Raw genomic sequence first — 23,270 nt, forward strand, 5'->3', positions numbered from 1 at the left:
GCATGCACGAGTATAGAATGAGCGACATCGAGGGTGTTTACGAGGATCTCGAGGCCGACGTCTCTCTCGAGGAGTTTCGCGAGGCCGTCGAGGCGAAAGTCGAGCAGATGGGGGGACTGGCGGACGAGGAGACGGCGGCGATGCTCGTCGCTCACGAGGTCGGCGAGAGCGAGGTCGGCGGCATCGCCGACATCGAACCCGGGATGGAGGAGGCGAAGTTCGTCGCGAAGGTGATCTCCATCGGCGACGTTCGCACGTTCGAACGCGACGGGGAGGACGAGGACGGCCGCGTCGTCAACGTCGAAGTGGCGGACGAGACCGGCTCCGTGCGCGCCGCCTTCTGGGACGAGCACGCCGAAGCGGCGACCGAAGAACTCGAGGAGGGCGACGTGTTGCGGATCAAGGGCCGGCCCAAGGACGGTTTTTCGGGCGTCGAGGTCAGCGTCGACGAGGCCGAACCGGACGAGGACACCGAGGTCGACGTCCAGGTCTCGGACACGTACGACGTCGAGGACCTCTCGCTCGGGCTGTCGAACGTCAACCTCGTCGGACTCGTGCTGGACACAGACAGCGTCCGGACGTTCGACCGCGACGACGGCTCCGAGGGGAAGGTCTCGAACGTCACGCTGGGCGATTCGACCGGACGAATCCGCGTGACCCTGTGGGACGAACAGGCCGAGACGGCCGAGGAACTCGAGGCCGGAACGACGGTCGAGGTCGTCGACGGCTACGTCCGCGAACGCGACGGCAATCTCGAACTCCACGTCGGCAACCGCGGCGCGATCGAGGAGGTCGACGAGGAGGTCGAGTACGTCCCCGACAGCACGCCGATCGAGGACGTGGAGATGGGACAGACGGTCGACCTCGCGGGGGTCGTCCGCTCCGCGGATCCGAAACGGACCTTCGATCGGGACGACGGCTCGGAGGGACAGGTCCGGAACGTCCGCATCCAGGACGCGACCGGCGACATTCGCGTCGCCCTGTGGGGCGAGAAGGCCGACCTCGACGTGGGACCCGGCGACGAGATCGCCCTGGGCGACGTCGAGATTCAGGACGGCTGGCAGGACGACCTCGAGGCCTCCGCGGGCTGGCAGTCGACGATTACGGTTCTGGACTCGGACTCCGCCCCTGAAACGGGCTCGAGCGGCGGGGCCGACGACGCGGGGACCGAGAACAACGCCGGTCTGTCGGCCTTTGCGGACGACGGCGACGAGAGCGACGAGAGCGACGAGCCGTCTGCGGACACTGCAGGGACGGAAGCTGATGATGACGGTTCCGACGCGTCCGGCGAGGGCGATCCCAGCGACGGCGAGGAACTCGAGTTTACCGGCGTGGTCGTCCAGGCCGGCGACCCCGTCGTCCTGGACGACGGCGAGACGACGATGAGCGTCGCCACCGACGTCGACGTCGGTCTCGGCGAGGAGGTCACCGCACGCGGGGTCGTCCGCGACGGCCGTCTCGAGGCGAACGACGTGTTCTGAGCGGAGGAAACCCGCTCGTGCGGCGAGGAAAAGCGTTAAGGGGGTTAGTTCCGCGTATCATGATATGAACGTCGAACTCCCGTTCGCCCCGGTTGATACGATCATCCGGCGGAACGCGGGCGATCTTCGGGTGAGCGCCGACGCGTCGAAGGAACTTGCAAAGCGGATCCAGGAACACGGGAGCGAGTTGGCGATCGACGCCGCCGAACGCGCGACGGAAGACGGGCGCAAGACGCTGATGGCCGAGGACTTCGGCGTCGAAACCGTCGTCGACAAGGACGACCTCGAGTTGCCGGTCGCGCCGGTCGATCGCATCGCCCGACTGGAGATCGACAACCGATACCGCGTCTCGATGGACGCCAGGGTCGCGCTCGCGGACATCCTCGAGGATTACGCCGACAACGTTGCCGGGGCCGCGGCGATCCTCGCCCGCCACGCCGACCGCCGGACCATCACGAACGACGACATCGAGACGTACTTCTCGCTGTTCGAGTGAGATGCAGTTCGGCTACAGCGAGGTCTGTCTCGCGCACGATCCCGGGCCGCGTCACCCGGAAACGCCGGACCGTCTGCGGGCGATCAGGGAGCGACTGAAGCGGAAACACGGGGTCGAGTACGTCGAGGCCGACCCCGTCGACGTCGACGAGATCGCGTCGGTTCACGACCGGTCGTACGTCGAAGAAATCGAGGAGTTCTGTGCCCAGGGCGGCGGCAACTGGGACCCGGATACGACCGCCGTCGAGGAGACCTGGGACGCGATCCGGTGTAGTGCCGGACAGGCTCGCTGGGCCGTCGAGCGCGCGCTCGAGGGGGACGACGGCCGAAAGACGCCGTTCTCGATCGGTCGGCCACCCGGACACCACGCGGTCGTCGACGACGCGATGGGGTTTTGCTTCGTGAACAACGTCGCCGTGGCCGCACAGTGGGCCCTCGAGAGCGAGGACTACGACGTCGACCGCGTGGCGATCGTCGACTGGGACGTCCACCACGGCAACGGAACGCAGGACATCTTCTACGACCGGGAGGACGTGTTCTTCGTCTCGATCCACGAGAAGGGGCTCTACCCCGGCACGGGCGAGATCGACGAGCGCGGCGAGGGCGACGGCGACGGGACGACGATGAACCTGCCGATGCCGGCGGGGACCGACGACGTCGACTACCTCGCGGCTTTCGACGGCCCGATCGGGACCGCGCTCGAGGAGTACGGGCCCGACCTGGTGATCGTCAGCGCCGGCTTCGACGCCCACCGCCACGATCCGATCTCGCGGATCCGCCTCTCGACGGAGGCCTACGCGTTGCTGACGGACAGGCTTCGCGGGCTGACCGACCGGGTCGGGGCAGCGTTCGCGTTCGTTCTCGAGGGCGGGTACAGCCTGGACGTGCTGGCCGACAGCGTCTCGATCGTCCACGAGACCTTCGACGGCCGTGAGCCGATCGAACCGGACGACGACGAGGAGGTCAGCGACGGCGCGCGAACGGTGATCGAGGACGTGATCGAGGAGCACGGCCTCGAGTACGATCGCGACGACGAAAGCGACGAGTAGACTACGGAGTCGGCTCGAAGTACTCCCTCAACTCGGTTCCGAATTCCTCGAGCAGCCCCGTCAGTTCCGCACCGACGAGGACCTCGTACCTCTCCTCGAGTGCCGTCTCGACGTGAGCGCCGAGGCCGACGTCGAAGAGTCGCTCGCTCTCGAGGAACTCCCGGGCCGTGGTGAACTCGCGTTCGCGCTCCGTGACGTAGCGGTCCCCCTCGATGAACGGGCCGTAGACGTCCGGGTCGGCGTCGTAGGCCTCGTAGAACCCCGCCGCGTGACCCTGAACGTGGACCGGCGGCCCCTCGTGGCGTTCGACGGCGGGCCGTTCGTCGACGGCGAGTTCGACGAGCAACACGCCCGCGTCGTCGGCCATCGCCGTCGCCCGGAAGACGTCGAACCCGCGGGCGTCTAACCCCGTGGTGACCCCGTCGAGCGACTTTCGGAGCTGGGGGTAGAGCTGGTCCTCGACCAGATCGGGCGCGTCGAACCGGACCGCGACGGGGGTCGTTCCCCGCCGCTCGAGGTGGGCGCGGAACGCCTCGGGCGACAGCGGTTCCGGTGCCGCAGGCTCGAAGTACTCGACGGCGGGTTCGGCCAGGAACTCGCGGGCGTAGTGCTGGAAGCGCGCGACGTTCGCGGCCGAGCAGACCGCGGCGACGTTGCGCTCGGGGTCCGTCGGGTCGATGGCAACCAGCGGGTCGTCGAACGATGCCTGCCCGTGGGATTCGGGGTCGAGTTCGACCTGCGGGTGCCAGTCGCGGGCAGCCTCGAGCAGCGGGCGGAAGCCGCCGTACTCACAGACCAGCAGTTCGGTGAGGAAGCCGCTGAACCCGCGGGTCCGCAGGTCGCTGCCGTATGCGCCGATCCCCTTGAGGAACTGCTTGGTGACGCGGACGTCCGCGGCGAGGTCCTCGTCGAGGCGGGCCTCGAGGTAGCTGTTGTGAAACGGCGTCCGGTCGACGGCCGACCGGATGTCAGTCGCCGACTCGAGGCGGAAACAGGGGACGACGTCGACGTCGAACCCCTCGACGGTCCCCTTGACGTAGGGGTGTTCGGCGTACTCCTCGTGGCCCTCCGGGAGAGTGGCGTGGCCGACCGCGAGGCCGTACTCCTCGAGGGTGTCGCGGTCGAGTTCCGGCGGGAAGCGAACGAAGAGGTCGATGTCGCGGTCGCCGCTGATCCAGGTATCTCGCGCAGTCGAGCCGACCTGGACGACGTCGGCGTCGGGACAGCGGTCGGTCGCAGCCGACTCGGCGCGCTCGGCGAGGCGGTCGGCGACCTCGCGGAGTCGCTCGCGCTCGTCGGGATCGGGATCGACGCGGTCGCGAACGGCCTCGAGGACCTGCCGATACTCGCGTTCGTCGTCGGCCGGCCCGCCCTCGGTTCCGTCCCCGTTCCCGTCGCGCCGATCGTCGGTCTCTCCCTCGGCAGTCTCCTCGCTCATCGGTCGACGGTACGCGGGCGGCGAGTGAAAGGGTATCGAACCGCTGCGGGCGAGCGACGGGGATTCGGCCTGTAAGTGCGTGACGGAGTGGCGAACCGCCGGAAGCGAAAACGAAAGCCCTATCAAATGCAGTCGACTACTCGAGAGTGAGCCGAAGTAGCTCAGATGGTAGAGCACCTCGCTGTTAACGAGGTTGTCCCAGGTTCGAGTCCTGGCTTCGGCGCTCCCCGTTCCCTTCTTTCGCGGTCGCTGTCCCTGTCCCTGTCCCTGTCCCCCCGAGCCGCCGCTCCAGTTCCGTCCCGATCCACTCGCTGACGGTCCGTTCCGGGTCGACGCCTAGCTCCGAGCGAAGCGGTTCGGGGTCGACGTCGAACCGCTCGACGGTCGGCTCGTCGGTCGAGGGCGGCGCCCGCAGTTCGATACCCAGCGGCGAACCCGTTCGCCGCCGGTAGCCGTCGGCGACCAGGCCGGCCACCTCGAGCACGCTGTAGGACCGTCCGCGTCCGAGGACGTACGAGCGGGTCTCCGGTTCGTACTGATCGCCCGAGAACACGTCGACGGCCCGCGCGACCGCGGCGGCCACGTCCCGGACGTGGACGAAATCCAGTTCCTGCGTTCCCGGCCGGTGGACGGTCAGGGTCTCGTCGGCGACCGCCCGCTCGAGGTAGAAATCGAGTACGGAGTTACCGGCGGGAGCGCCCGGCTCGCGGCGGCCGTAAACGTTCGTCGCGCTGTAGGTGATCGACGGGACGCGCCCGTTCGTGACGGTCCGGACCGCACGCTCGCCGAGCAGCTTGGTCCGGCCGTAGGCGGTCCCTGGCCGCCGCTCGGTCGCGGCGGTGATCGGCCCCTCGTCGGGATCGGGAACGCCCACCGTCGCGACGCTCGAGAGGTGGACGATCGGGACCTCGGCCCGGGCACACGCCCACGCGACGGTCGCCGCGCCGAGCCCGTTGATCTCGAGGGCTGCGGCCGGGTTCGCCTCGCAGGCGTCGATCCCGACCAGACCGGCGGCGTTGACCAGGGCGTCGACGTCGTCGACGAACGTCCGGACCGCCCCGCGATCTCGGACGTCGACTGCGGGGAACTCCTCGTGGTCGGAGCCGGCGGCCGGCATCACCTCGTAGCCACGTTCCCGCAGCGCCGCGACCGCCGCGCGTCCGACGTACCCCGTCGCGCCGAGAACGCCGACGGTCTCGCGTTCGGTTTCACTCATCGCCGCCACGCGGGCCCGCGCCCGTCCCCGACGACGCGGGTTCGGCCGCGGTCGTCTCGAGATCAGTCGGTTCCGCCTCGGTTTCCGTTTCGCTCCCGTCGCCAGCCTCGCTCGCGGCCGTAGCGGTCGCCGGATCGACGTCCGCGTCCGGGGACGGATCCCGGTCGGCGTCGCCGACCGTCCCGCGGACCATTTCGATGATCTCGTCTCTGGACATGTGTCGCGTGTTCGCGGAGGTGTACTCTCCCTCGAGGTCGTTCGAGACGTCGGGGGTCTCGGCCTGTGGATAGAGGACGTACCTGTCCTCGCGCTCGTCGGCGTAACGGACCTCGTTCTCGGCGACCAGCTTTTCGTGGTACCGTTCGCCCGGCTTCGGGCCGATGTGGTCGATCCCGACCTCGCCGGGATCGTGACCCAACCGGGGCGCGTAGTGGTCGCGCATCGCCTCGGCGAGGTCGCCGACTCTCATGGCGGGCATCTTCTTGACGACCACCTCGCCGCCGTCCATCTCGAGACACGCGTCGATGGCGAACCGGGCGGCCTCCTCGGGACGCATGACGAACCGGGTCATGCTCGGGTCCGTGACGGTCAGCGGTCCGCCGGACCGGATCTGGTCGTAAAAGAGCGGCACGACCGATCCCTTCGTCCCGACGACGTTGCCGAAGCGGACCGACCCGAGCGTGAGTTCGTCGGGGGGACGATGCTCGTCGAACGAGGAGATGAACCGCTCGGCGATGAGCTTCGTCGAACCCATCGTCGACGTGGGGTTCGCCGCCTTGTCCGTGCTGACGCCGAGCAGGCGATCGACCTCGGCGTCCGCGGCCGCCTCGACGACGTTCCGCGTTCCGGTGACGTTCGTCCGGACGGCGCCGTAGGGGTTGTCCTCGGCCACCGAGACGTGTTTCATCGCCGCGGCGTGGAAGACGATGTCCACGTCATGCATCGCCACCGCAAGCTGGCCCTCGTCGCGGATGTTTGCGAGGACACAGTCGATCGCCGACGCCGCGTCGCCGAACGATCCCCCCAAAGAGGCGAGGCGCTGCTCGCTGTTGTCCACGATCCGGACGAGGTTCGGACCGCGGGTCAGCAGTTCCGAAACGATTTCGGCGCCGATCGAGCCGCAGCCCCCGGTAACGAGTACGTTCTTCCCCGCGATCGGACTCGACATGGAGCCCTCCTCCGTCCGGGCGGCCTTTGTAATTCGAACGCTACACGAACCCCAGCCTCGTTAGCTCTCATTACGGCGATTCTCGCGTCGCAGTGCCCCGCAGCTCGGTCGCGACCGCGTCGCTTCCGGCGAAACTCGAGGGGAACCCCCTCGAACGCGATCGGGGCGGTTCGCCCTCAAGCGTCGCTCGCCACGGGGCCGCAGATCGACGCTGTTTACCCCGCTTAACGAGTGTCTCGCGGTGACCGTCACGTGAAGCGAACGAATTAACAATGTGTGTCAGCGGTCCAGGTCCAGCAACTCGACCGATGACAGCGAACGTCCTCGTGCTGACGACCTACGACGAGTCGCCGTTCATGAACGAGCAGATAGACGCGCTCGAGGAGCGCGGCGTCTCCGTTCGGACCCTCCCGGTCTCGGGCCACGTCTCCCCGGGCGAGTCCCGAAGCGCGACGGACTACCTCCGATACTTCCCCGAAGTTCGCCGCGAGGTTCGACGCGGCGACTACAACCTCGTTCACGCCCACTACGGGCTGACCGCGCCGATGGCACTGGCCCAGCGGGAACTCCCGGTCGTGCTCACGCTCTGGGGAACCGACCTCGAGGGGCCCGGCCGCCCGATCAGCAAGCTCTGTGCACCCCACTGCGAGGAGGTGATCGTCATGACCGAGGACATGCGCCGGGCGCTTGGCGCCGACTGCACGGTGCTCCCGTTCGGTATCGACCTCGAGCTCTTCAGCCCGGAATCGACGAGTGCGGCACGGGAACGGGTCGGCTGGGCGCCGGACGAGCACCACGTTCTCTTCCCGTACTCGCCCGAGCGGACCGTCAAGAACCACCCGCGGGCGAAGCGGATCGCCGCAGCCGTCGACGACCGACTGGAGCGGCCGGTCAACTTTCAGGTCGTCCACGGCGTCGACTACGAGTCGGTGCCGACCTACATGAACGCGGCCGACGCGCTCCTGCTGACCTCCCACCACGAGGGGTCGCCGATGTCGGTCAAGGAGGCGATGGCCTGCAACCTGCCGGTCGTCTCGACCGACGTCGGCGACGTCCGGGAACGGCTCGCGGGAGTCGAACCCTCTGCGGTCGGAACGAGCGACGCGGAACTCGTTCGAGCACTCGAGGCCGTCCTCGAGCGCGGCGAGCGATCGAACGGTCGCGAGGCGGTAGAGCGGATAAGTCAGGAACGAGTGATCGATCGCTTGCTCTCGATCTACGAACTGGCCGCGGACGGCGACCTCGGGCTCGAACGGGCCCCGCGGCCGACGGCCTGAGTTCTGACAGGGAGAGACAACTGAACCGTCGACGCCGACCTCGTGGAAGCCAGTATCGACCTCCCCGACGGCCTCGTCCGTGTGAAAGGACTCTGCTGGATCGCCGGCCGCGAGGACCAGGCTATCACGATGAGCTACGCCGGGACCGAGACGAGCCTCGAGGTCACGGGCCGCTGGATCGCCAGGTTCTCCGAAGAACGCAAGGAGGCCTACCGGCAGGGTCAGCCCGACCTCGCCTGAGACGAGGAGTGGGGCGACCGCGAAACGCGGCTGGCGGTGATCGGTCGCGACCTCGAGTTCCGCCGGGAACGAGTACGACGACTGACCGCCTCGACCGCTTCGGGGGAGCTATTATCGCCCTCCGGCCTGCATATTCGATCACCATGACGACCGACCGCAGCGACCGACGCGGCACCGACCACCACGGGCACGATATCATCGACCCCCTCTACGTGGGGATCGTCACCGTCTCGAGTTCGCGCGCACAGTCCGACGAAGAGGATCCCGACGACCCCGGCGGGGATACGATCCAGGAGTGTTTCGAGGCCGAGGGCCACGAGATCCGGGACCGGCTGCTCGTCCGGGACGACTACTCCTCGATCCGGACGGCAGTGCGAGGGCTCGTCGCCCGGCGGGACATCGACGTGGTCGTAACGACCGGGGGAACCGGCGTGACGGTCGACGACGTCTCGCCGGAGGCGACCGCGTCGCTGTTCGAACGCGAGTTACCCGGCTTCGGCGAACGCTTCCGCGCGCTCTCGTGGGAGGAGATCGGCACTCGAGCGATCGCCTCGCGCGCGACGGCAGGGATTGCCGTCGATACGCCGGTGTTCTGCATTCCGGGGAGCACCGGCGCGTGCCAGACCGCCTGCGAGGAACTGATCGTGCCCGAGGCACCGCATCTCGCGGGGCTGGCGACGAGCCATCGGAAAGAGACGACCGATCAACCGCTTTCCGCCTACGGCGACGAGGAATAGCCCCGATTCGACCGACTCGAGCCGGCTGTTTACTTCCGCCCCGGTCACAGTACTTTAAATAGGATCGGGCGCGAACAGGGGTATGCCTCCCACCGAAACGAAAGAGGAGGCGTGACACAATGAGCGACGTACGAGAGCACGCGGACGACATCCACGAGCAGTTTTCAGACCACATAGACGTTAGCGTCGACGAGATCGAGGACCGGCTGACCACCCTCGTCGACGAGTACAAGGTACCGATCGACGAAGCCCGCCGCAGCGTCACCAACCACTACCTCGAGGAGGCAGACTTGGAGCGCGAGGAGCTTGCAGGCGGCTCCAGCGAGGACGTCCGGATCGAGGACGTCGACGAACCCGAGCAGTGGATCGACCTCACCGCGAAGGTCATCGAACTCTGGGATCCCCGGAGCGACGCCGTCGCGCAGGTCGGCCTGCTGGGCGACCCGACGGGCACGATCAAGTTCACGAAGTGGGCCAAGTCGGACCTGCCCGCGCTCGAGGAGGGCGGCGTCTACGAGCTTCGCAACGTCGTCACCGACGAGTACCAGGGCCGGTACTCGGTCAAGCTCAACTCGACGACGGTGATCGAGGAACTCGACGAGGACATCGAAGTCGGCAACGACACGAGCGTCGTCGAGGGCGCGCTCGTCGACATGCAAAGCGGGAGCGGGCTCATCAAGCGCTGTCCGAAGGAGGACTGTACCCGTGTCCTGCAGAACGGCCGCTGTAACGAACACGGCGAGGTCGAAGGCGAGTTCGACCTCCGGATCAAGGCCGTCGTCGACGACGGGATCGACGCCCACGAGGTCATCTTCGACAAGGAGGCTACCGAGGAGCTCACCGGGTTGAGCCTCGAGGAGGCGAAGGAGATGGCGATGGACGCGCTGGACACGACGATCGTCGCGGACGAGATCGCCGAGGACATCGTCGGCACCTACTACCGCATCGAGGGGCCGACCTTCGGCCGCTACGTGCTGGCCGACGACGTCGAGGAACTGGACGGGACGATCGATGCTGAGGACCTGCTGATCAAAGCGAGGTCGATGTGATATGAGCCAGTCAGAACTCACCCGCGAAGTCGCGCGACGCGTCTTCGCCTCGGAATTCAACGACTCGACGTACTCGTTCAAGGAAAGCGACGACGAGCGCGCGCCCAACTACGCACTCCTGCCCACGGGCGACCGCGCGAACCGCGTGTTCATCGTCGGGACGCTGACCGAGACCGAGGACGTCGGCGAGGACAGCGAGTACTGGCGCGGCCGGGTCGTCGACCCGACCGGGACGTTCTTCGTCTACGCCGGCCAGTATCAGCCCGAAGCGGCCGCGACGCTGCGTGACACGGAGCCGCCGGCCTACGTGTCGGTCGTCGGGAAACCGCGGACCTACGAGACCGAAGACGGCACCGTCAACGTCTCGGTCCGCCCCGAGTCCATCGCGGTCGTCGACGAAGGCACCCGCGACCGCTGGGTCGCCGAGACCGCCGAACGCACCCTGGAGCGCATCGAGGAGTTCCAGGAGTGGGAGGCCGAACAGGAGGCCCCCGAGAGCGGCTCGACCGCGCCGACCAACGAGTACGCCCAGATGGCCCGCGAACGGTACGACTCACCCGTGGAGAACTACCGGCGCGACGTCATCCAGGCCCTCGAGCAACTCGAGGTCGACGACGCGGAGACCGCCTGAACGAGGCACAATCGGCGATCAGTTCGCACCCGTTTTTTCGACGCATCACCCGCGGTAACCGACGAGTAAGTGCTCGAGGATCGGAGGAACCAACGGCCCGAACGGCGGTCGGTGCGCTGTGATCGCGATGTGCTCCGTGAACGCGTTCGGTCCGAGGCGATCGGACGGACGGCCGTGGGGTCGTCTGACGAACCGTTAAGTGACACGAACCGACAGTAAGAGACGAATGGGCAACAAGAACAAGACGATCTCGTTTCGCGTCAACGAGGACGCGTTCGAGTCGCTCCAGGATATCGCCGAGGAGCGGGACATCTCGTTGTCCGCCGTCTTCCGGGACTACGTCGACCAGCTCGTCGAACACGACGGGCAGGTCGCGGTCGTCCCGGAATCGGAACTCGAGTCGGGTCCCGGGTCCGAGACGGGCGACGAGGACGGGGAACTCTCCTTCCCGCCGACCGTCGAAGTTCCCAAGAGCTTCATCCGCGAGCACGAACGGCTCGAACTCGAGGCCGACCACCTCCGGGAGCAACTCGACGAGTACAAATCGTACGTCAACGAGCTACAGGACCGACTCGAGGACGAACAGGACGAGGTGCTCTTGCTCGACGACCTGGACGAGGACGACGAGTCGTATCAGCTTCGGTAGCTCGAGGGCGGGTTCGCTCGAGCCGACCGGGCCGACCGAGACCGGATCTGAACGCGACTACCGCGCGAGATCCTGCTTCGTCCGCCGGATCTCGTCCCGTTTCTCTCCCTCGCCGTCGACCCGCGCGAGCCCCTCCGCGGCCTCGAGGGTGCGCACGGCGTCGTCCAGAAACGAGAGAACGTCCCCGGGGTAGGCATAGATCATGTAGTCGTCGGTCATCACGTCGACGATCGCGTCGGGCCCCAGTCCCTGGGCGCGCAGTTCCAGCAGGTACCGGATGAACTTCCGCTCCGGGCAGCCACAGTAGGGGTTGTTGTCACAGCCACAGTCGAGGAAATCGCTCGAGAAGTCCAGGACCCGTTCGCGGGTCGCGTCGTCGAGTTTCTCCAGTCCCTCGCCCTGGAAGAGCACGTCGAGCGTCGCACCCTTGAACGCGCCCTTGGGGATGTTCGTCTCGAGCTGGGAGCTGAGCTGTCGGTGGTTCTTGACGTAGATCTTGTCGGTGATGGCCACGCGTTGTCGGTCCTACCGGCTCTCGGGCGAAAAACGTCTCGGTCGAGCATCGGGGACACGGGGCCGATCCGACCGCCGACGAACTCGGGCGGGCAGACCGGCAACAGGTGGGCTAATCGTACGGTACGGAGTCCCACACACCCGTGCTCGAGTCGTAACGTATTTCAGTCGCACCCCTCGTAAATTGAGTTGCAAGCGCGTCCGGGTTGGGGTAGTGGTTATCCTTCAGCCTTGTGGAGGCTGAGACGCGGGTTCGATTCTCGCACCCGGACTTTTTCACGACGACTGCAGGGAGGAGTGGAAAAGCCGGAAGGCGAGTTCGAACCCTGCCAGTCGCAGCCGTCGAACGGAGTGAGAGCGATCGTCTGGCTTCGGTTCGATTCTCGCACCCGGACTTTCTGTGGCGAACGACCGCGTGAGCCACGGAAATCGTCAGAGGATCGAATCAGGGAGAACGCAGTCTTCCGAGCGAAGCGAGGAAGGAAGCGATCGACCGTGGTTCGATTCTCGCACCCGGACTTTCTGACGACGAACGGACATGAGGAGTCGATAGTCCGCTCGAGGCCGGACCTTTTCGCGACGAACGAATCCGTGAGCTACCGGAATCATCGGCGTCTCGTGCTCGAGCGTTTTCGCGATGGGGTCGCGATACTTCGAGTCCTCTGTCGGCTTCTCCGAGCTTGGAGCCACGTGTTACCGGCCGCCGAACGGAAGAAGGGAGAGTCGATCACGGAGGAGCCGACTCCTCTCGATTCCGACGAGTCGGAAACCGCGGAGTTCCCGCCACGGTAATGGTGATCGTCTTCAAAATGAAGGTAAACCCGGTTGCGTCGCCGAAACGGAGTGTCATGCATGCACAACCACGACGTCATCGTCGTCGGCGGCGGCGGGGCCGGACTCCGGGCTGCGATCGCCGCCGACGAAGCAGGTGCCGACGTCGCGATCGTCTCGAAACTTCATCCGGTTCGGTCCCACACTGGGGCCGCGGAGGGCGGCGTCAACGCCGCGCTCCATCCCGACGACGCGGTCGAGGATCACGCCTACGAGACGATGAAAGGGGCCGACTACCTCGCCGACGCTCCGGCCGTCGAGACCTTCGCGGAGACGATCCCCGAGGAAGTCACCCGCCTCGAGCACTGGGGGATGGGCTTCTCCCGGACCGAAGACGGACGGATCGCCCAGCGGCCGTTCGGCGGGATGGCGTTCCCGCGGACGGCCTACGCGGGCGCGGAGACGGGCCACCACCTGCTGCATACGATGTACGAGCAGGCGGTCAAACGCGGGATCGAGGTCTACGACGAGTGGTACGTGACTCGGCTGGTCGTCTCGGGGGAGGCGAACCCGGCCGACCGCACCTGTCACGGCGTAGTTGCGTTCGATCTGCAGACGGGGGAACTCGCCGGCTTCCGGGCGACCGGTGGCGTCGTCCTTGCGACGGGCGGCGCCGGGCAGGTCTTCGAACACACGACCAACGCGGTCGCCAACACCGGCGACGGGATGGCGATGGCCTACCGCGCGGGCGTGCCGCTCGAGGACATGGAGTTCATCCAGTTTCACCCGACGACGCTGCCCTCGACGGGGGTGTTGATCACGGAGGGCGTCCGCGGCGAGGGCGGCCGGCTGTTCAACGCCGACGGCGAACGGTTCATGTTCGAACGCGGGTACGCGAACAACGCCGGCGAACTGGCCTCGCGGGACGTCGTCTCCCGCGCCGAACTCACGGAGGTCGACGAAGGACGCGGGATCGAGGACGACCACGTGTTCCTGGACATGCGCCACCTCGGCGCCGAGCGCATCCGCGACCGCCTCGAGAACATCGTCCACCTCGCGGAGGACTTCGAGGGGGTCGACGCCCTCGCCGAGCCGATGCCGGTCAAGCCGGGTGCCCACTACACGATGGGTGGCATCGAGGTCGACGAGAACGGACGGACCTGTATCGACGGGCTCTACGCGGCCGGGGAGTGCGGCTGCGTCTCGATGCACGGCGCCAACCGGCTGGGCGGTAACTCGCTGGCCGAGTTGCTCGTCTTCGGGAAACGTGCCGGCCGCCACGCCGCCGGCGACAATCTCGAGCCGGCCGACATCGAGACGGGGAAGCCGGAGGTCTACGAGGAGGGCGAGGTCGACGTGCCGGTGGATCTGGGAGCGGCGGACGGGGAAACCGCGGTCGCCGACGGCGGCCCGGGAGCGGGAGCGGGAACAGGGCTCGAACCTGCCGAGACGATCGACCGCGCGGTCGAACGCGACCGCGAGCGCATCGAACGGCTCCTCGAGCGCGAGGACGGCACCGATCCCGCAACGATCCGGGCGGCCGTCCAGGACGCGATGGGGAAGTACGTCAACGTCTTTCGCGAGGAAGCGGGGATCGAGCAGGCGCTGCGGGAGCTTCGAACCGCCCGCGACCGGTACCGGGACGTCGCCGTCGACGACCCGTCGCGAACGTTCAACACGGATCTGGTTCATGCCCTGGAACTGCGGAACCTCATCGACGTCGCGAAGGCGATCGCCGTCGGCGCGCTTGCCCGAACCGAGTTCCGCGGCGCCCACTGGCGGGCCGCCCACCGCGAGCGCAAGGACGAGGAGTGGCTCAAACACACCATGCTCTCGTGGAACGACGGCTCGCCGGAGCTGTGGTACCGACCGGTCATCCTCGAGGGGGAGATGCGGACCTACGAGCCGACCGCGCGCAGTTACTGACCGCTGCGACGGTACTCCTCGAGGCACGCGGAGCGGAAGGACCGAAGCGGCCCGGCCGACCGTATTTCCCCCTCGAGTACGACCAGTGAGCATGGCACGCATCGAGTACGCCGATCCCGAGGACCTTCCGCCCGAGAAACGCTCGCTGCTGGACACCCTCTCGGAGACCGACGAAGAGCCCGCGGTCGACCACCGACTCGAGGGTGGCACGCTGAACGTCTACCGAACGCTGGGCCGAAACGTCGAGCTACTCGAGGCCTTCCGGGAGTACGGCTCGGCGGTCTGGCACGAAGGCGGACTCTCTGCCCGCCAGCGGGAGTTCGTCATTCTGGCGACGGCTTACCACGCCGGGTCGGCCTACGAGTGGCAGCAACACGTCCGCGTCGCCCTGAACGAGGGCGTCACGCCGGCGGGAATCGTCGCCATCTCGCGGGAGGAGCCGGACCGCCTCGAGCCCGAACTCGCCGCAATCGTCGAGTACATCGCCGCGTTCGTCGACGACACGGTCGACGACGCTGACCACGCGGCGCTGACCGACCACTACGACGAGGCGACGGCCGTCGGGATCGCGATGCTCGCCGGCTGTTACTTCGGGCTCGCCCGCGTTCTACAGGCGTTCGAGGTGGAACTGGAGTCGCCGTTCGTCGGCTGGGAACTCGAGGACCTGTAAGAGCGGTTTCAGCCGTCCTCCTCGTCCAGCCAGTAGTCCACCGCGTCGTCCCGGCGGAAGTAGCCGGCGACCGTCCGCTCGCCTCGCCGCCCGGCGGTGACCCGGCGAACACGCCGATCGTGTCGGAGTCGGGGTAGACCGCGACGTCGGCACGGGCATCGTGGGCCGTTCGACTCCCGTTCGACTCCGTCCGGTGTCAGACTCGGAGAGCCACTTCGCTACTCGGTGGTCGAGTCGCGACAGGGTCTACCCGCACTTCCCCATGGACGCGGACGGGGCGTAAATCGACTGTCTAGCCACGTATTCCCTATTCAGTGGGGGACTGAGTTTTTGTCACTCTCGAACGAAGAACGTCCGAGCCGAGGCATGGACACCCCGCTGTCGAGCCGACCGATTCTGGGCCGCGCCGTTAGACCGATCCTCGCTCTCGTGACCGTCACCGCGACCGGGATCATCGGGCACATGCTGCTCGCGGGAGTCGGATTGATGGAGGCGACGTTCTGGCTCGTCGATCTGACGAGCATCGAGTTGCACTTTCAGGACCATAGCGGCCCCGAGCGGGCGACGAAGGCCTTCGCGGTCGCGGTGCGAGTCGGGATCATCCTCTCGAGCCTGTGGATCGGCGAGACGGTCCTGTCGGCGGCCTTCGGCGGCCAGATTACGGAGGAACTCAAACAGATGCAAACGGAACGACGAATCGACGACCTCTCGGACCACGTCATCATCTGCGGGTACGGGATCTTCGGGCGCACCCTCGCCGCACAACTGCGCGAGGACGGCCACGACGTCCTGGTGATCGAACTCGACCAAGCCGAATTCGACCGCATCGGCGAGGAGACGCTCGCTATTCGAGGCGACGCCCGTCGCGAGGACGTCCTCGAGCGGGCCAACGTCGGGAGGGCATCGGCTATCATCGGAGCTATCGACGACTCGAACGCGAACATCCAGATCGCCATCATGGCGAGTCAGCTCTCGCCGAATATGCGGGTAATCGTCCGTGTCGGCGACGAGATGTACGAGTCCGTCGCCCGGCGCGCGGGCGCCGACGAGGTCGTCATTCCCGAGGTTCTCAGCGGCGATACCGTCAGTGAGTGGCTCTGATCCCGGACGGAACCACGCGGTCCGGTCCCGGCGAACGACACGAACGTCGAACGGTAGTGAAGCATTCGCTACTGCAAACCCGGTCAGAAGACACACCCGTAACTCGCGGTGTAGCTCGCCGCAGAAGTCCACCGCTCGGATGGGTTCCTCCGGCTCACGACGTCGTTCGCGAGAGAAGTATCGCCTCCCGGATTTGAACCACGCGAAAGACTCGCTTGCGCTCGTCTTTCGACTTCCCGCTCGCTGCGCTCGCGGGAACGGGGACAGCTCGATCTTCAGTCAGGTCCAGTAACTTCTCGAGTGGGAATCGCGTAAAATCGGGATGCCGCCTCCCGGATTTGAACCGGGGACAGCTCGATCTTCAGTCGAGTGCTCTCCCAGTCTGAGCTAAGGCGGCTTACCTCTTTCTCCGTCCATGGTATAAAAAAGGATTTCGAATTGCGACGACTCCGATCGATTCGGTTACAGATCCGCCGAGCCCTCGAGATCGTCGGTCGAACCGTTCGAAATCGTTCCGTACGGATGAGATACAATAGTTTGATCTTCCTTAACCGTCGTTTGTTGGATATTCGGATATTCAAGACACCCTTTTCCGGTCTGGCGGGTAACCCTGTGTTATGGAAGCACTTACCTCGAGTCAGGAGGAGCAAGAACTCTCCGCCGACACCATCCTGGAGCTGCTCGCCAATCGGCGGCGACGATACCTCCTGTACGCACTGCGGGGGCGGGAAGATCCGATCGAGCTCTCGACGCTCGCCGAACAGGTGGCCGGCTGGGAACACGACGTGCCGCCGGACGAAGTCGAGAAAAACGAGTACAAGAGCGTCTACGTCTCGTCGGTCCAGTGCCACGTCCCGAAACTGGCCGACGCCGGCGTCGTCGACCACGACGAGGACAACCACACCGTCGTCCTCTCGGACAACTTCGACCAACTCGAGCCGTACCTCCGGGTCGTGATCAAAGACGAACCCGAAAACTCGACGTTGCACTCGGCGCTGCAGGCGGAGTCGGGTGACGGGTTCTTCAGCCAGATCCGGGAGAACGTCGCACGCCTCAAGCACTGACTACTGCCGGGAAGCACGGACGAAACCGAGATAGTGGCGGATTACGGACGGCGGCTCGAGGTTTCCTCCGGATTGGCTCGTTTCGGATTCGGCGTCGGCGTCGGCGTCGGTTTTCGCGGCGCCGTCGATGATTCACGGTCGATCAGACAGTGATGACCGCCGGTTTGTGACGAGGGGACGGACTTCTGGACGCGAAACGATGACCCTGGCTCGAGCGGGCAACTCTACAATAATCGCGTGAGCGCTAGGAATAGTGGGCTCGGGCGGGTTCGAACCACCTCAACTTCGCTCGCTGCCGCTCGCTCGTTCCGTCGTTCGAACCCGCCCTCACATACATTTCTGTGGTTCATGCGTTGTTCACCACAGAAATGGGCTCGGGCGGGTTCGAACCACCGACCTCGGCCTTGTAAGGGCCGCGTCATAACCAGCTAGACCACGAGCCCGCACCCGGACCAAAGCCACCCGCCCGAATAACATTTACTTTCTCGAGTCGCACGACAACCATGGCACTCGAGCGCACGTCGAAGGCCGTCCTCGTCCTCGCAGTCGTCGCGCTGGGCGCCGTTCTCCTCGCACAGGCCGGACTCGTCTCGGCTCCGTGGGGTGACGACCGGGCCGAGGTGCGGGTCTTCGACGCCGACGCCGACGCCGACACCGACGCCACACCCGGGTCCGAGAAGCCGAAAGCGACCGTCAACGTCGAGGTCGCCGACACTTGGAACGAGCGCTACACGGGCCTGAGTAATCACGACTCGCTCGAGGACGGCGAGGGCATGCTGTTCGTCCACGACAACGAGGCCGAACGGACCTACGTAATGCGTGAGATGGACTTCGACATCGACATCGTCTTCATCGGCGCGGACCGCGAGATCACGGCGATCGAACACGCACGCGCCCCCGAACCCGGCGAGGACGGCGAAAATATCCAGTACACCGGCGAGGCGAAGTGGGTACTCGAGGTGCCACGAGGGTACGCCAACGAGACCGGGATGGCGGTCGGCGACACGGTCGAGATCGATGTCGAACCCGAGGGCGAAGGGAGCGACGACGGGAACGGCGCGGACGGGGGATAGTCGGCGTATTTCGATTCGTAGCAAACGCTTATTGGTACCGGTCCCCGAAGCGGATACGATGAGCGGAAGCGGCGTCGACTGGGACGACGATGACCCGTTCGAGGAGCAGCGCGAGGAGATCGAGAACCCGATGAAGCGGCTGTTCCTCGAGTACGGCCGCGATTACTCGTTCCACGCGATCGTCGGCATCGTCGCGAGCGTGTTCGCCCGCGTACTGGATCTGCTGCCGCCGGTGATGCTGGCGGTGGCGCTCGACGCGGTGTTCCGCGAGGAGGCTGGCAGCACCAGTTACACGGAGGCGCTCCCGTTCGGTGGCGGCTTCGTGGAGCCGTACGTCCCCGCCTCGCAGGTGGAACAGTTCTACCTGACTGTCGGCGTCATCGCCGGCGCGTTCTTCTTCGGGGCAGCGTTTCACTGGCTCCGCAACTGGGGGTTCAACGCCTTCGCCCAGAACATCCAGCACGATATCCGGACCGACACCTACGACAAGATGCAGCGGCTGAACATGGACTTCTTCGCCGACAAGCAGACCGGGGAGATGATGTCCATCCTCTCGAACGACGTCAACCGCCTCGAGCGGTTCCTGAACGACGGAATGAACTCCCTGTTCCGGATGGCGGTGATGGTCCTCGGGATCGGCGTCATCCTCTTTGCGTACAACTGGCAGCTCGCGCTGGTCGCGTTGCTCCCAGTGCCGCTGATCGCCGTGTTCACCTACTTCTTCGTCAGGATCATCCAGCCCAAGTACGCCGCCGTCCGCTCGGCCGTCGGCACGGTCAACTCCCGGCTCGAGAACAACCTCGGCGGGATCCAGGTGATCAAATCGAGCACGACGGAGGAGTACGAGTCCGAACGCGTCGACGACGTCTCCCGGGACTACTTCGACGCGAACTGGGACGCCATCGAGACGCGCATCAAGTTCTTCCCCGGACTCCGGGTGATCGCGGGGATCGGCTTCGTCGTCACGTTCCTCGTCGGCGGCCTGTGGGTCTTCCAGGGACCGCCCGGGCCGTTCACCGGCACTCTGAGCGAGGGGGAGTTCGTCGTGTTCATCCTCTACACGCAGCGGTTCATCTGGCCGATGGCCCAGTTCGGCCAGATCATCAACATGTACCAGCGCGCCCGCGCGTCCTCGGCCCGGATGTTCGGCCTGATGGACGAGCCGAGCCGGGTCGCGGAGACGCCCGACGCGACGGACCTCGAGGTGGACGAGGGCCGCGTCGAGTACGATCACGTGACGTTCGGTTACGACGAAGAGGAGACGATCGTCGAGGACATCGACTTCACCGTCAACGGCGGCGAGACGCTTGCGCTGGTCGGTCCCACCGGCGCGGGCAAGTCGACCGTCCTCAAACTTCTCCTGCGGATGTACGACGTTCGAAAGAGCGAAGCTCTTTCGAGCCAATCAGAATCGCAGAGCGATTCTGATGACGTCGATCGAGGTGCGATCAGGGTCGACGGCCAGGACATCCGCGAGGTGACCCTCGAGAGCCTGCGCGAGTCGATCGGCTACGTCAGCCAGGACACGTTCCTCTTCTACGGGACCGTCGAGGAGAACATCAAGTACGGCACGTTCGACGCCGACCGCGAGGAAGTGATCGAGGCCGCGAAGATGGCCGAGGCCCACGAGTTCATCCGGAACCTGCCGGAGGGCTACGACACGGAGGTCGGCGAACGCGGTGTCAAGCTCTCGGGCGGCCAGCGCCAGCGGATCTCCATCGCACGGGCGATCCTCAAGGACCCCGACATCCTCGTACTGGACGAGGCGACAAGCGACGTCGACACCGAGACGGAGATGCTCATTCAGCGCTCGATCGACGAACTCGCCGCCGATCGTACCACGTTCGCCATCGCCCACCGGCTCTCGACGATCAGAGACGCCGATCAGATCCTCGTTCTCGAGGACGGCCGGATCGTCGAACGCGGCGAACACGAGGAACTGCTCGAGAACGGCGGGCTCTATTCGCACCTCTGGGGCGTCCAGGCGGGCGAGATCGACGAGTTACCGCAGGAGTTCATCGAGCGTGCCCAGCGCCGGCAGGCGCGGACGGAGGTCGGGAACGACGACTGAGAAGGGGTCGACGGCGAAAAACTCGCTTCCGCGCTCCCGCACCCGCCGAGTACCCGCCGAAGCCCGTCGCCCAACTCAGAACGACTCTTGCTCGCGCTGTCCTTCTTGCTCGGGCGCGCCCTCGTCCTGACGGTCCTCGCCCGCGGCGGGCGGCGTCCGGTCGCTGTAGTTCTTGCGTCCGATCGCCTCGTCGCCGACCATGTTCATGATCGCCTGCTCGACCGCGCTGTAGTCCTCGTACTCCTCCTCGTTCATCGGCCCGATCAACTCCTCGAGGGGCATCGTCTCCTCGCCGAAGTCGACCTCGCGGTCGCCGTGCTCGTCGAGCAGGTCGTCCTGGCTGATCGGATACTCCACGGCCTCGAGGTCGTCGTGGAGGTCCCCCAGTTCGACTCCCAGCTCGCGGCTGTCGTCGGTCATAGGAGAGATGTACGGGAGCAGGGTGAAACGGGTTGAGCCTGCGCTCGCCACGGTGGACGACTGCGCTGACCGACCGTCGATGGTCGGTGGTTTCATGTCCGAACGGGCGATCTACTCCCGCATGGATCTCAGCGACGCGACGTGGACCGACGTCCGGGACTCTGAGGCCGAGCTCGCGGTCGTCCCGGTCGGCAGCACGGAACAGCACGGCCCGCACGCGCCGCTCGGCACCGACGTCCTCACTGCAGAGGCGGTCGCCGACGCGGGTTGTGAGCGTATCGATCGCGAGGTCGTCCGCGCGCCAGCGATCCCCGTCGGAGTGGCCGAGGAACACCGCCAGTTCCCCGGGACGATGTGGGTCTCGCCGGACACCTTCCGAAGCTACGTCCGCGAATCCGTCGAGAGCCTGTTCTCCCACGGGTTCGATCGCGTCGTCCTCGTCAACGGCCACGGCGGCAACGTCGACGCGCTCCGGGAGGCCGGCGCGCGACTTACGCGGGACGGCAACGAGGAAACCTACGCCGTCCCGTTCACCTGGTTCGAGGCTGTCGGCGACCACTCGAGCGACATGGGCCACGGCGGTCCCCTCGAGACGGCGCTGCTCAGGGAGGTCGCACCGGAGCTCGTCCGCGAGGAGCGCGTCGACGAGGCGAGCGCGGACGCCGCCGACGGCTGGGGGGAGTGGGTGAGCTACGCGAACCTGGCCTACGACAGCGCGGCGTTCAGCGACAACGGCGTCGTCGGCGACCCGCGCGAGGGGTCGGCCGAGCGCGGCGAGGAACTGCTCGAGCTGGCGGCCGCGGCGCTGGCGCGGCTGCTCGAAGCCGTGGCGGAACGGGACGTTTCGCGGCCGGAGCGAAGGTAGCGGCGGGAGTTGGTTCGTTACTCCGCCTCGGCTTCCTCGGGCTCTTCGTCCCCGTCGTCGGCCTCCGCCTCTTCGTCCACGTCCGCAGCCTCTACCTCGTCTTCGTCCGGCACCGCCTCCTCGAGCGTCCCACGAAGCGCCGGGATCGTCGACGTGAGGTCGCCGACCTGCTCGCCGGCCTCGGCGACGTCCGCGATCGCCTCCTCTAGGTCCGCGATCTCGGCCTCGAGGTCGTCGGCGTCGTCGAAGGCGTCCGCGCGCTGGCCCATCGTGAACCACTTCTTGGCGTCGCGGAGGTGATCCTCGGCGTCGCCGGGATCCAGCGCGGAGTTGAGCCCGTTGAGCACGCCCAATACGTTGTCGGCGTCGGTCTCCCAGACATCGTCGGCCGCCGGGAGGGCCGCCCAGGCCTCCTCGAGCGAGGCTTCGACGTCTTCGCGCATCTCGTTGGCCGCTTCGCCGAACAGTTCCTCGTCGTCGCCGAACGTCGCTTGGCTCATGTCACCACCTTCACGGGGACCGAGGTTAAAAGGTCGCCCGAAAGTGAAAGTGAAAACGGGCTCGAGCGGGCGGCTCGAGATGAAATAGCGCGCGGATTTCGAAAAGGTGTATACTGCGCCGGGCCCGGGACCCTACCGAGTCCGCAACTCCCGTGCTGGCTTGCTGCCGGAGGCGATCGTGTCGACGCCGGGGCTGTACAGGTGGACCGGCTCCGTCTCCGGCCGGTCGAACCCGTTGGCGGCGAAGAGCGTGTTCTCGCGGAACGAGACCTCGGCGTCGTACAGCGGCCAGGGCTCGTGGGAGACGTCGGCATACCGGATCGAACCGTCCGGCGCTTCGGTGTAGTAACGGTAGCGTTCGGTCAGGAACCCCTCGAGGCTCCCGTGGTCGGCGTAGTATCGGCTCCCGGTCGGCCCGTACGTCGCGTCGAAGCGAACCGAGCGCGCGCCGCGGTGGCGACGCCTGCTCGTGAACCTGACGGCCCCGTCGTCCGCGGCAAGGTCGATGTCCGCGTAGTAGTACGGAAGGTGGTGGAACAGCCGCGCACCGAGGACGGCGGCGAGTCCGTCGGCGTCGAGGCTGAAGAAGTACACCCCCGGATGGCCCTCGTAGGAGACGTACGTCCGCAGGTTGAGTTCGGGCAGCGCCACTCCGGTTCCGGACGGCAGCGCCCGCGGCCGGACGTCGACGTTCGTGAAGGGGACGACCGAGAGCCACGCCTTCCCGTCGTGGGTGTCGACCGACAGGCGCTGCGGGAGGTGTGGACGCACCCGGTTGGGCTCGAGCGGCCAGTTGGCAAACAGGAGCCGTCGCCAGCCCATCGAGAGGGACACGACCATATCGGAACTTGGGACAGTGAGCGTAAGAA

General features: G+C 66.5%; 22 protein-coding genes, 4 tRNA genes and 1 pseudogene. 18 read left to right on the forward strand and 9 right to left on the reverse strand.

Features of this window, described 5'->3' with window-relative positions; all coding sequences use genetic code 11:
- The first annotated feature begins 17 nt into the window (after nucleotides 1-17).
- The 3 genes from CHINAEXTREME_RS02795 to CHINAEXTREME_RS02805 all read left to right on the forward strand — a co-directional run bounded on the left by CHINAEXTREME_RS02795 (nucleotide 18) and on the right by CHINAEXTREME_RS02805 (nucleotide 3,025).
- Complete coding sequence (locus tag CHINAEXTREME_RS02795) at nucleotides 18-1,481, forward strand: single-stranded DNA binding protein (RefSeq protein WP_007140948.1); 1,464 nt, start codon at nucleotides 18-20, stop codon at nucleotides 1,479-1,481.
- 64 nt (nucleotides 1,482-1,545) lie between these two features.
- On the forward strand, nucleotides 1,546-1,977 hold the full coding sequence (locus tag CHINAEXTREME_RS02800) for a histone (RefSeq protein WP_007140949.1): 432 nt from the start codon (nucleotides 1,546-1,548) through the stop codon (nucleotides 1,975-1,977).
- Nucleotide 1,978: 1 nt separating this feature from the next.
- Nucleotides 1,979-3,025, forward strand: coding sequence for a histone deacetylase family protein (locus tag CHINAEXTREME_RS02805; RefSeq protein ID WP_007140950.1), 1,047 nt, complete (start codon nucleotides 1,979-1,981; stop codon nucleotides 3,023-3,025).
- 1 nt (nucleotide 3,026) lies between these two features.
- Here CHINAEXTREME_RS02805 and cca read toward each other — a convergent pair whose 3' ends face one another.
- Nucleotides 3,027-4,463, reverse strand: a complete 1,437-nt coding sequence (gene cca / locus CHINAEXTREME_RS02810; RefSeq protein WP_007140951.1) for a CCA tRNA nucleotidyltransferase — start codon at nucleotides 4,461-4,463, stop codon at nucleotides 3,027-3,029.
- 150 nt (nucleotides 4,464-4,613) lie between these two features.
- On the opposite strand from cca, the gene CHINAEXTREME_RS02815 reads away from it, so the two are divergent.
- A tRNA-Asn gene (locus CHINAEXTREME_RS02815) sits at nucleotides 4,614-4,686 on the forward strand.
- Here the strand turns inward: CHINAEXTREME_RS02815 and CHINAEXTREME_RS02820 are convergent.
- Together CHINAEXTREME_RS02820 and CHINAEXTREME_RS02825 are read right to left on the reverse strand one after the other, a co-directional pair.
- A complete protein-coding gene (locus CHINAEXTREME_RS02820) occupies nucleotides 4,648-5,679 on the reverse strand; it encodes an NAD-dependent epimerase/dehydratase family protein (RefSeq protein WP_238593386.1) in 1,032 nt (343 codons plus the stop codon). The genes CHINAEXTREME_RS02815 and CHINAEXTREME_RS02820 overlap by 39 nt on opposite strands.
- Nucleotides 5,672-6,847, reverse strand: coding sequence for an SDR family NAD(P)-dependent oxidoreductase (locus CHINAEXTREME_RS02825; protein ID WP_007140953.1), 1,176 nt, complete (start codon nucleotides 6,845-6,847; stop codon nucleotides 5,672-5,674). Before CHINAEXTREME_RS02825 ends, CHINAEXTREME_RS02820 begins: the two co-directional genes overlap by 8 nt.
- Nucleotides 6,848-7,155: 308 nt before the next feature.
- Between CHINAEXTREME_RS02825 and CHINAEXTREME_RS02830 the strand changes: the two genes are divergently transcribed.
- The 6 genes and pseudogenes from CHINAEXTREME_RS02830 (at nucleotide 7,156) to CHINAEXTREME_RS02855 (ending at nucleotide 11,427) form a co-directional block, all read left to right on the forward strand.
- Complete coding sequence (locus CHINAEXTREME_RS02830) at nucleotides 7,156-8,124, forward strand: glycosyltransferase (protein WP_007140954.1); 969 nt, start codon at nucleotides 7,156-7,158, stop codon at nucleotides 8,122-8,124.
- 57 nt (nucleotides 8,125-8,181) lie between these two features.
- Nucleotides 8,182-8,361: pseudogene (locus CHINAEXTREME_RS02835) on the forward strand (GTP-binding protein); the annotation flags it as partial.
- Nucleotides 8,362-8,507: 146 nt separating this feature from the next.
- The gene (locus tag CHINAEXTREME_RS02840) at nucleotides 8,508-9,101 is read left to right on the forward strand and encodes a MogA/MoaB family molybdenum cofactor biosynthesis protein (RefSeq protein WP_007140956.1); all 594 of its coding nucleotides are present in this window, start codon (nucleotides 8,508-8,510) and stop codon (nucleotides 9,099-9,101) included.
- A 119-nt stretch (nucleotides 9,102-9,220) separates the two neighbouring features.
- Entirely contained in the window at nucleotides 9,221-10,150 is a 930-nt protein-coding gene (locus CHINAEXTREME_RS02845) for a hypothetical protein (RefSeq protein WP_007140957.1), read from the forward strand.
- Nucleotide 10,151: 1 nt separating this feature from the next.
- A complete protein-coding gene (locus CHINAEXTREME_RS02850) occupies nucleotides 10,152-10,781 on the forward strand; it encodes an RPA family protein (protein WP_007140958.1) in 630 nt (209 codons plus the stop codon).
- Between the two features lie 226 nt (nucleotides 10,782-11,007).
- Nucleotides 11,008-11,427, forward strand: coding sequence for a ribbon-helix-helix protein, CopG family (locus CHINAEXTREME_RS02855; RefSeq protein WP_007140959.1), 420 nt, complete (start codon nucleotides 11,008-11,010; stop codon nucleotides 11,425-11,427).
- A gap of 57 nt (nucleotides 11,428-11,484) precedes the next feature.
- Here CHINAEXTREME_RS02855 and CHINAEXTREME_RS02860 read toward each other — a convergent pair whose 3' ends face one another.
- On the reverse strand, nucleotides 11,485-11,940 hold the full coding sequence (locus CHINAEXTREME_RS02860) for a DUF5814 domain-containing protein (protein ID WP_007140960.1): 456 nt from the start codon (nucleotides 11,938-11,940) through the stop codon (nucleotides 11,485-11,487).
- Between the two features lie 200 nt (nucleotides 11,941-12,140).
- On the opposite strand from CHINAEXTREME_RS02860, the gene CHINAEXTREME_RS02865 reads away from it, so the two are divergent.
- From CHINAEXTREME_RS02865 to CHINAEXTREME_RS02885, 4 genes are all read left to right on the forward strand, one after another.
- Nucleotides 12,141-12,212: transfer RNA gene (locus tag CHINAEXTREME_RS02865), tRNA-His, on the forward strand.
- A 580-nt stretch (nucleotides 12,213-12,792) separates the two neighbouring features.
- Entirely contained in the window at nucleotides 12,793-14,637 is a 1,845-nt protein-coding gene (locus CHINAEXTREME_RS02875; protein ID WP_007140962.1) for an FAD-binding protein, read from the forward strand.
- Between the two features lie 91 nt (nucleotides 14,638-14,728).
- On the forward strand, nucleotides 14,729-15,307 hold the full coding sequence (locus tag CHINAEXTREME_RS02880) for a carboxymuconolactone decarboxylase family protein (RefSeq protein ID WP_007140963.1): 579 nt from the start codon (nucleotides 14,729-14,731) through the stop codon (nucleotides 15,305-15,307).
- Nucleotides 15,308-15,673: 366 nt separating this feature from the next.
- Entirely contained in the window at nucleotides 15,674-16,408 is a 735-nt protein-coding gene (locus CHINAEXTREME_RS02885; protein WP_007140964.1) for a potassium channel family protein, read from the forward strand.
- A gap of 323 nt (nucleotides 16,409-16,731) precedes the next feature.
- Here CHINAEXTREME_RS02885 and CHINAEXTREME_RS02890 read toward each other — a convergent pair.
- Nucleotides 16,732-16,805 (reverse strand) — tRNA-Phe (locus CHINAEXTREME_RS02890).
- A gap of 220 nt (nucleotides 16,806-17,025) precedes the next feature.
- Between CHINAEXTREME_RS02890 and CHINAEXTREME_RS02895 the strand changes: the two genes are divergently transcribed.
- Nucleotides 17,026-17,472: a DUF7344 domain-containing protein gene (locus tag CHINAEXTREME_RS02895; protein ID WP_007140965.1), complete on the forward strand. Its 447-nt coding sequence runs from the start codon at nucleotides 17,026-17,028 to the stop codon at nucleotides 17,470-17,472.
- Nucleotides 17,473-17,841: 369 nt separating this feature from the next.
- Here CHINAEXTREME_RS02895 and CHINAEXTREME_RS02900 read toward each other — a convergent pair.
- Nucleotides 17,842-17,915, reverse strand: a tRNA-Val gene (locus CHINAEXTREME_RS02900).
- A 60-nt stretch (nucleotides 17,916-17,975) separates the two neighbouring features.
- Here CHINAEXTREME_RS02900 and CHINAEXTREME_RS02905 point away from each other — a divergent pair.
- On the forward strand, nucleotides 17,976-18,545 hold the full coding sequence (locus CHINAEXTREME_RS02905) for a DUF192 domain-containing protein (RefSeq protein WP_007140966.1): 570 nt from the start codon (nucleotides 17,976-17,978) through the stop codon (nucleotides 18,543-18,545).
- A 58-nt stretch (nucleotides 18,546-18,603) separates the two neighbouring features.
- Nucleotides 18,604-20,616, forward strand: a complete 2,013-nt coding sequence (locus tag CHINAEXTREME_RS02910; RefSeq protein ID WP_007140967.1) for an ABC transporter ATP-binding protein — start codon at nucleotides 18,604-18,606, stop codon at nucleotides 20,614-20,616.
- A gap of 75 nt (nucleotides 20,617-20,691) precedes the next feature.
- Here CHINAEXTREME_RS02910 and CHINAEXTREME_RS02915 read toward each other — a convergent pair whose 3' ends face one another.
- Nucleotides 20,692-21,036, reverse strand: coding sequence for a DUF5789 family protein (locus CHINAEXTREME_RS02915; protein WP_007140968.1), 345 nt, complete (start codon nucleotides 21,034-21,036; stop codon nucleotides 20,692-20,694).
- A gap of 121 nt (nucleotides 21,037-21,157) precedes the next feature.
- Between CHINAEXTREME_RS02915 and CHINAEXTREME_RS02920 the strand changes: the two genes are divergently transcribed.
- Nucleotides 21,158-21,901, forward strand: a complete 744-nt coding sequence (locus tag CHINAEXTREME_RS02920) for a creatininase family protein (RefSeq protein ID WP_007140969.1) — start codon at nucleotides 21,158-21,160, stop codon at nucleotides 21,899-21,901.
- 17 nt (nucleotides 21,902-21,918) lie between these two features.
- Here CHINAEXTREME_RS02920 and CHINAEXTREME_RS02925 read toward each other — a convergent pair whose 3' ends face one another.
- Both CHINAEXTREME_RS02925 and CHINAEXTREME_RS02930 read right to left on the reverse strand, forming a co-directional pair.
- On the reverse strand, nucleotides 21,919-22,401 hold the full coding sequence (locus CHINAEXTREME_RS02925) for a DUF5790 family protein (protein WP_007140970.1): 483 nt from the start codon (nucleotides 22,399-22,401) through the stop codon (nucleotides 21,919-21,921).
- Between the two features lie 132 nt (nucleotides 22,402-22,533).
- On the reverse strand, nucleotides 22,534-23,241 hold the full coding sequence (locus tag CHINAEXTREME_RS02930; protein ID WP_007140971.1) for a YqjF family protein: 708 nt from the start codon (nucleotides 23,239-23,241) through the stop codon (nucleotides 22,534-22,536).
- Nucleotides 23,242-23,270: the final 29 nt, after the last annotated feature.

This window comes from Halobiforma lacisalsi AJ5 (assembly GCF_000226975.2).
Taxonomy (GTDB): Archaea; Halobacteriota; Halobacteria; order Halobacteriales; family Natrialbaceae; genus Natronobacterium; species Natronobacterium lacisalsi.

Excerpts from the sequence above, each read along its gene's own strand:
- CHINAEXTREME_RS02795 (WP_007140948.1), top strand. The coding sequence starts at position 18 with ATGAGCGACATCGAGGGTGTTTACGAGGATCTCGAGGCCGACGTCTCT.
- CHINAEXTREME_RS02800 (WP_007140949.1), top strand. The coding sequence starts at position 1,546 with ATGAACGTCGAACTCCCGTTCGCCCCGGTTGATACGATCATCCGGCGG.
- CHINAEXTREME_RS02805 (WP_007140950.1), top strand. The coding sequence starts at position 1,979 with ATGCAGTTCGGCTACAGCGAGGTCTGTCTCGCGCACGATCCCGGGCCG.
- cca (WP_007140951.1), bottom strand. The coding sequence starts at position 4,463 with ATGAGCGAGGAGACTGCCGAGGGAGAGACCGACGATCGGCGCGACGGG.
- CHINAEXTREME_RS02820 (WP_238593386.1), bottom strand. The coding sequence starts at position 5,679 with ATGAGTGAAACCGAACGCGAGACCGTCGGCGTTCTCGGCGCGACGGGG.
- CHINAEXTREME_RS02825 (WP_007140953.1), bottom strand. The coding sequence starts at position 6,847 with ATGTCGAGTCCGATCGCGGGGAAGAACGTACTCGTTACCGGGGGCTGC.
- CHINAEXTREME_RS02830 (WP_007140954.1), top strand. The coding sequence starts at position 7,156 with ATGACAGCGAACGTCCTCGTGCTGACGACCTACGACGAGTCGCCGTTC.
- CHINAEXTREME_RS02840 (WP_007140956.1), top strand. The coding sequence starts at position 8,508 with ATGACGACCGACCGCAGCGACCGACGCGGCACCGACCACCACGGGCAC.
- CHINAEXTREME_RS02845 (WP_007140957.1), top strand. The coding sequence starts at position 9,221 with ATGAGCGACGTACGAGAGCACGCGGACGACATCCACGAGCAGTTTTCA.
- CHINAEXTREME_RS02850 (WP_007140958.1), top strand. The coding sequence starts at position 10,152 with ATGAGCCAGTCAGAACTCACCCGCGAAGTCGCGCGACGCGTCTTCGCC.
- CHINAEXTREME_RS02855 (WP_007140959.1), top strand. The coding sequence starts at position 11,008 with ATGGGCAACAAGAACAAGACGATCTCGTTTCGCGTCAACGAGGACGCG.
- CHINAEXTREME_RS02875 (WP_007140962.1), top strand. The coding sequence starts at position 12,793 with ATGCACAACCACGACGTCATCGTCGTCGGCGGCGGCGGGGCCGGACTC.
- CHINAEXTREME_RS02880 (WP_007140963.1), top strand. The coding sequence starts at position 14,729 with ATGGCACGCATCGAGTACGCCGATCCCGAGGACCTTCCGCCCGAGAAA.
- CHINAEXTREME_RS02885 (WP_007140964.1), top strand. The coding sequence starts at position 15,674 with ATGGACACCCCGCTGTCGAGCCGACCGATTCTGGGCCGCGCCGTTAGA.
- CHINAEXTREME_RS02895 (WP_007140965.1), top strand. The coding sequence starts at position 17,026 with ATGGAAGCACTTACCTCGAGTCAGGAGGAGCAAGAACTCTCCGCCGAC.
- CHINAEXTREME_RS02905 (WP_007140966.1), top strand. The coding sequence starts at position 17,976 with ATGGCACTCGAGCGCACGTCGAAGGCCGTCCTCGTCCTCGCAGTCGTC.
- CHINAEXTREME_RS02910 (WP_007140967.1), top strand. The coding sequence starts at position 18,604 with ATGAGCGGAAGCGGCGTCGACTGGGACGACGATGACCCGTTCGAGGAG.
- CHINAEXTREME_RS02915 (WP_007140968.1), bottom strand. The coding sequence starts at position 21,036 with ATGACCGACGACAGCCGCGAGCTGGGAGTCGAACTGGGGGACCTCCAC.
- CHINAEXTREME_RS02920 (WP_007140969.1), top strand. The coding sequence starts at position 21,158 with ATGGATCTCAGCGACGCGACGTGGACCGACGTCCGGGACTCTGAGGCC.
- CHINAEXTREME_RS02925 (WP_007140970.1), bottom strand. The coding sequence starts at position 22,401 with ATGAGCCAAGCGACGTTCGGCGACGACGAGGAACTGTTCGGCGAAGCG.
- CHINAEXTREME_RS02930 (WP_007140971.1), bottom strand. The coding sequence starts at position 23,241 with ATGGTCGTGTCCCTCTCGATGGGCTGGCGACGGCTCCTGTTTGCCAAC.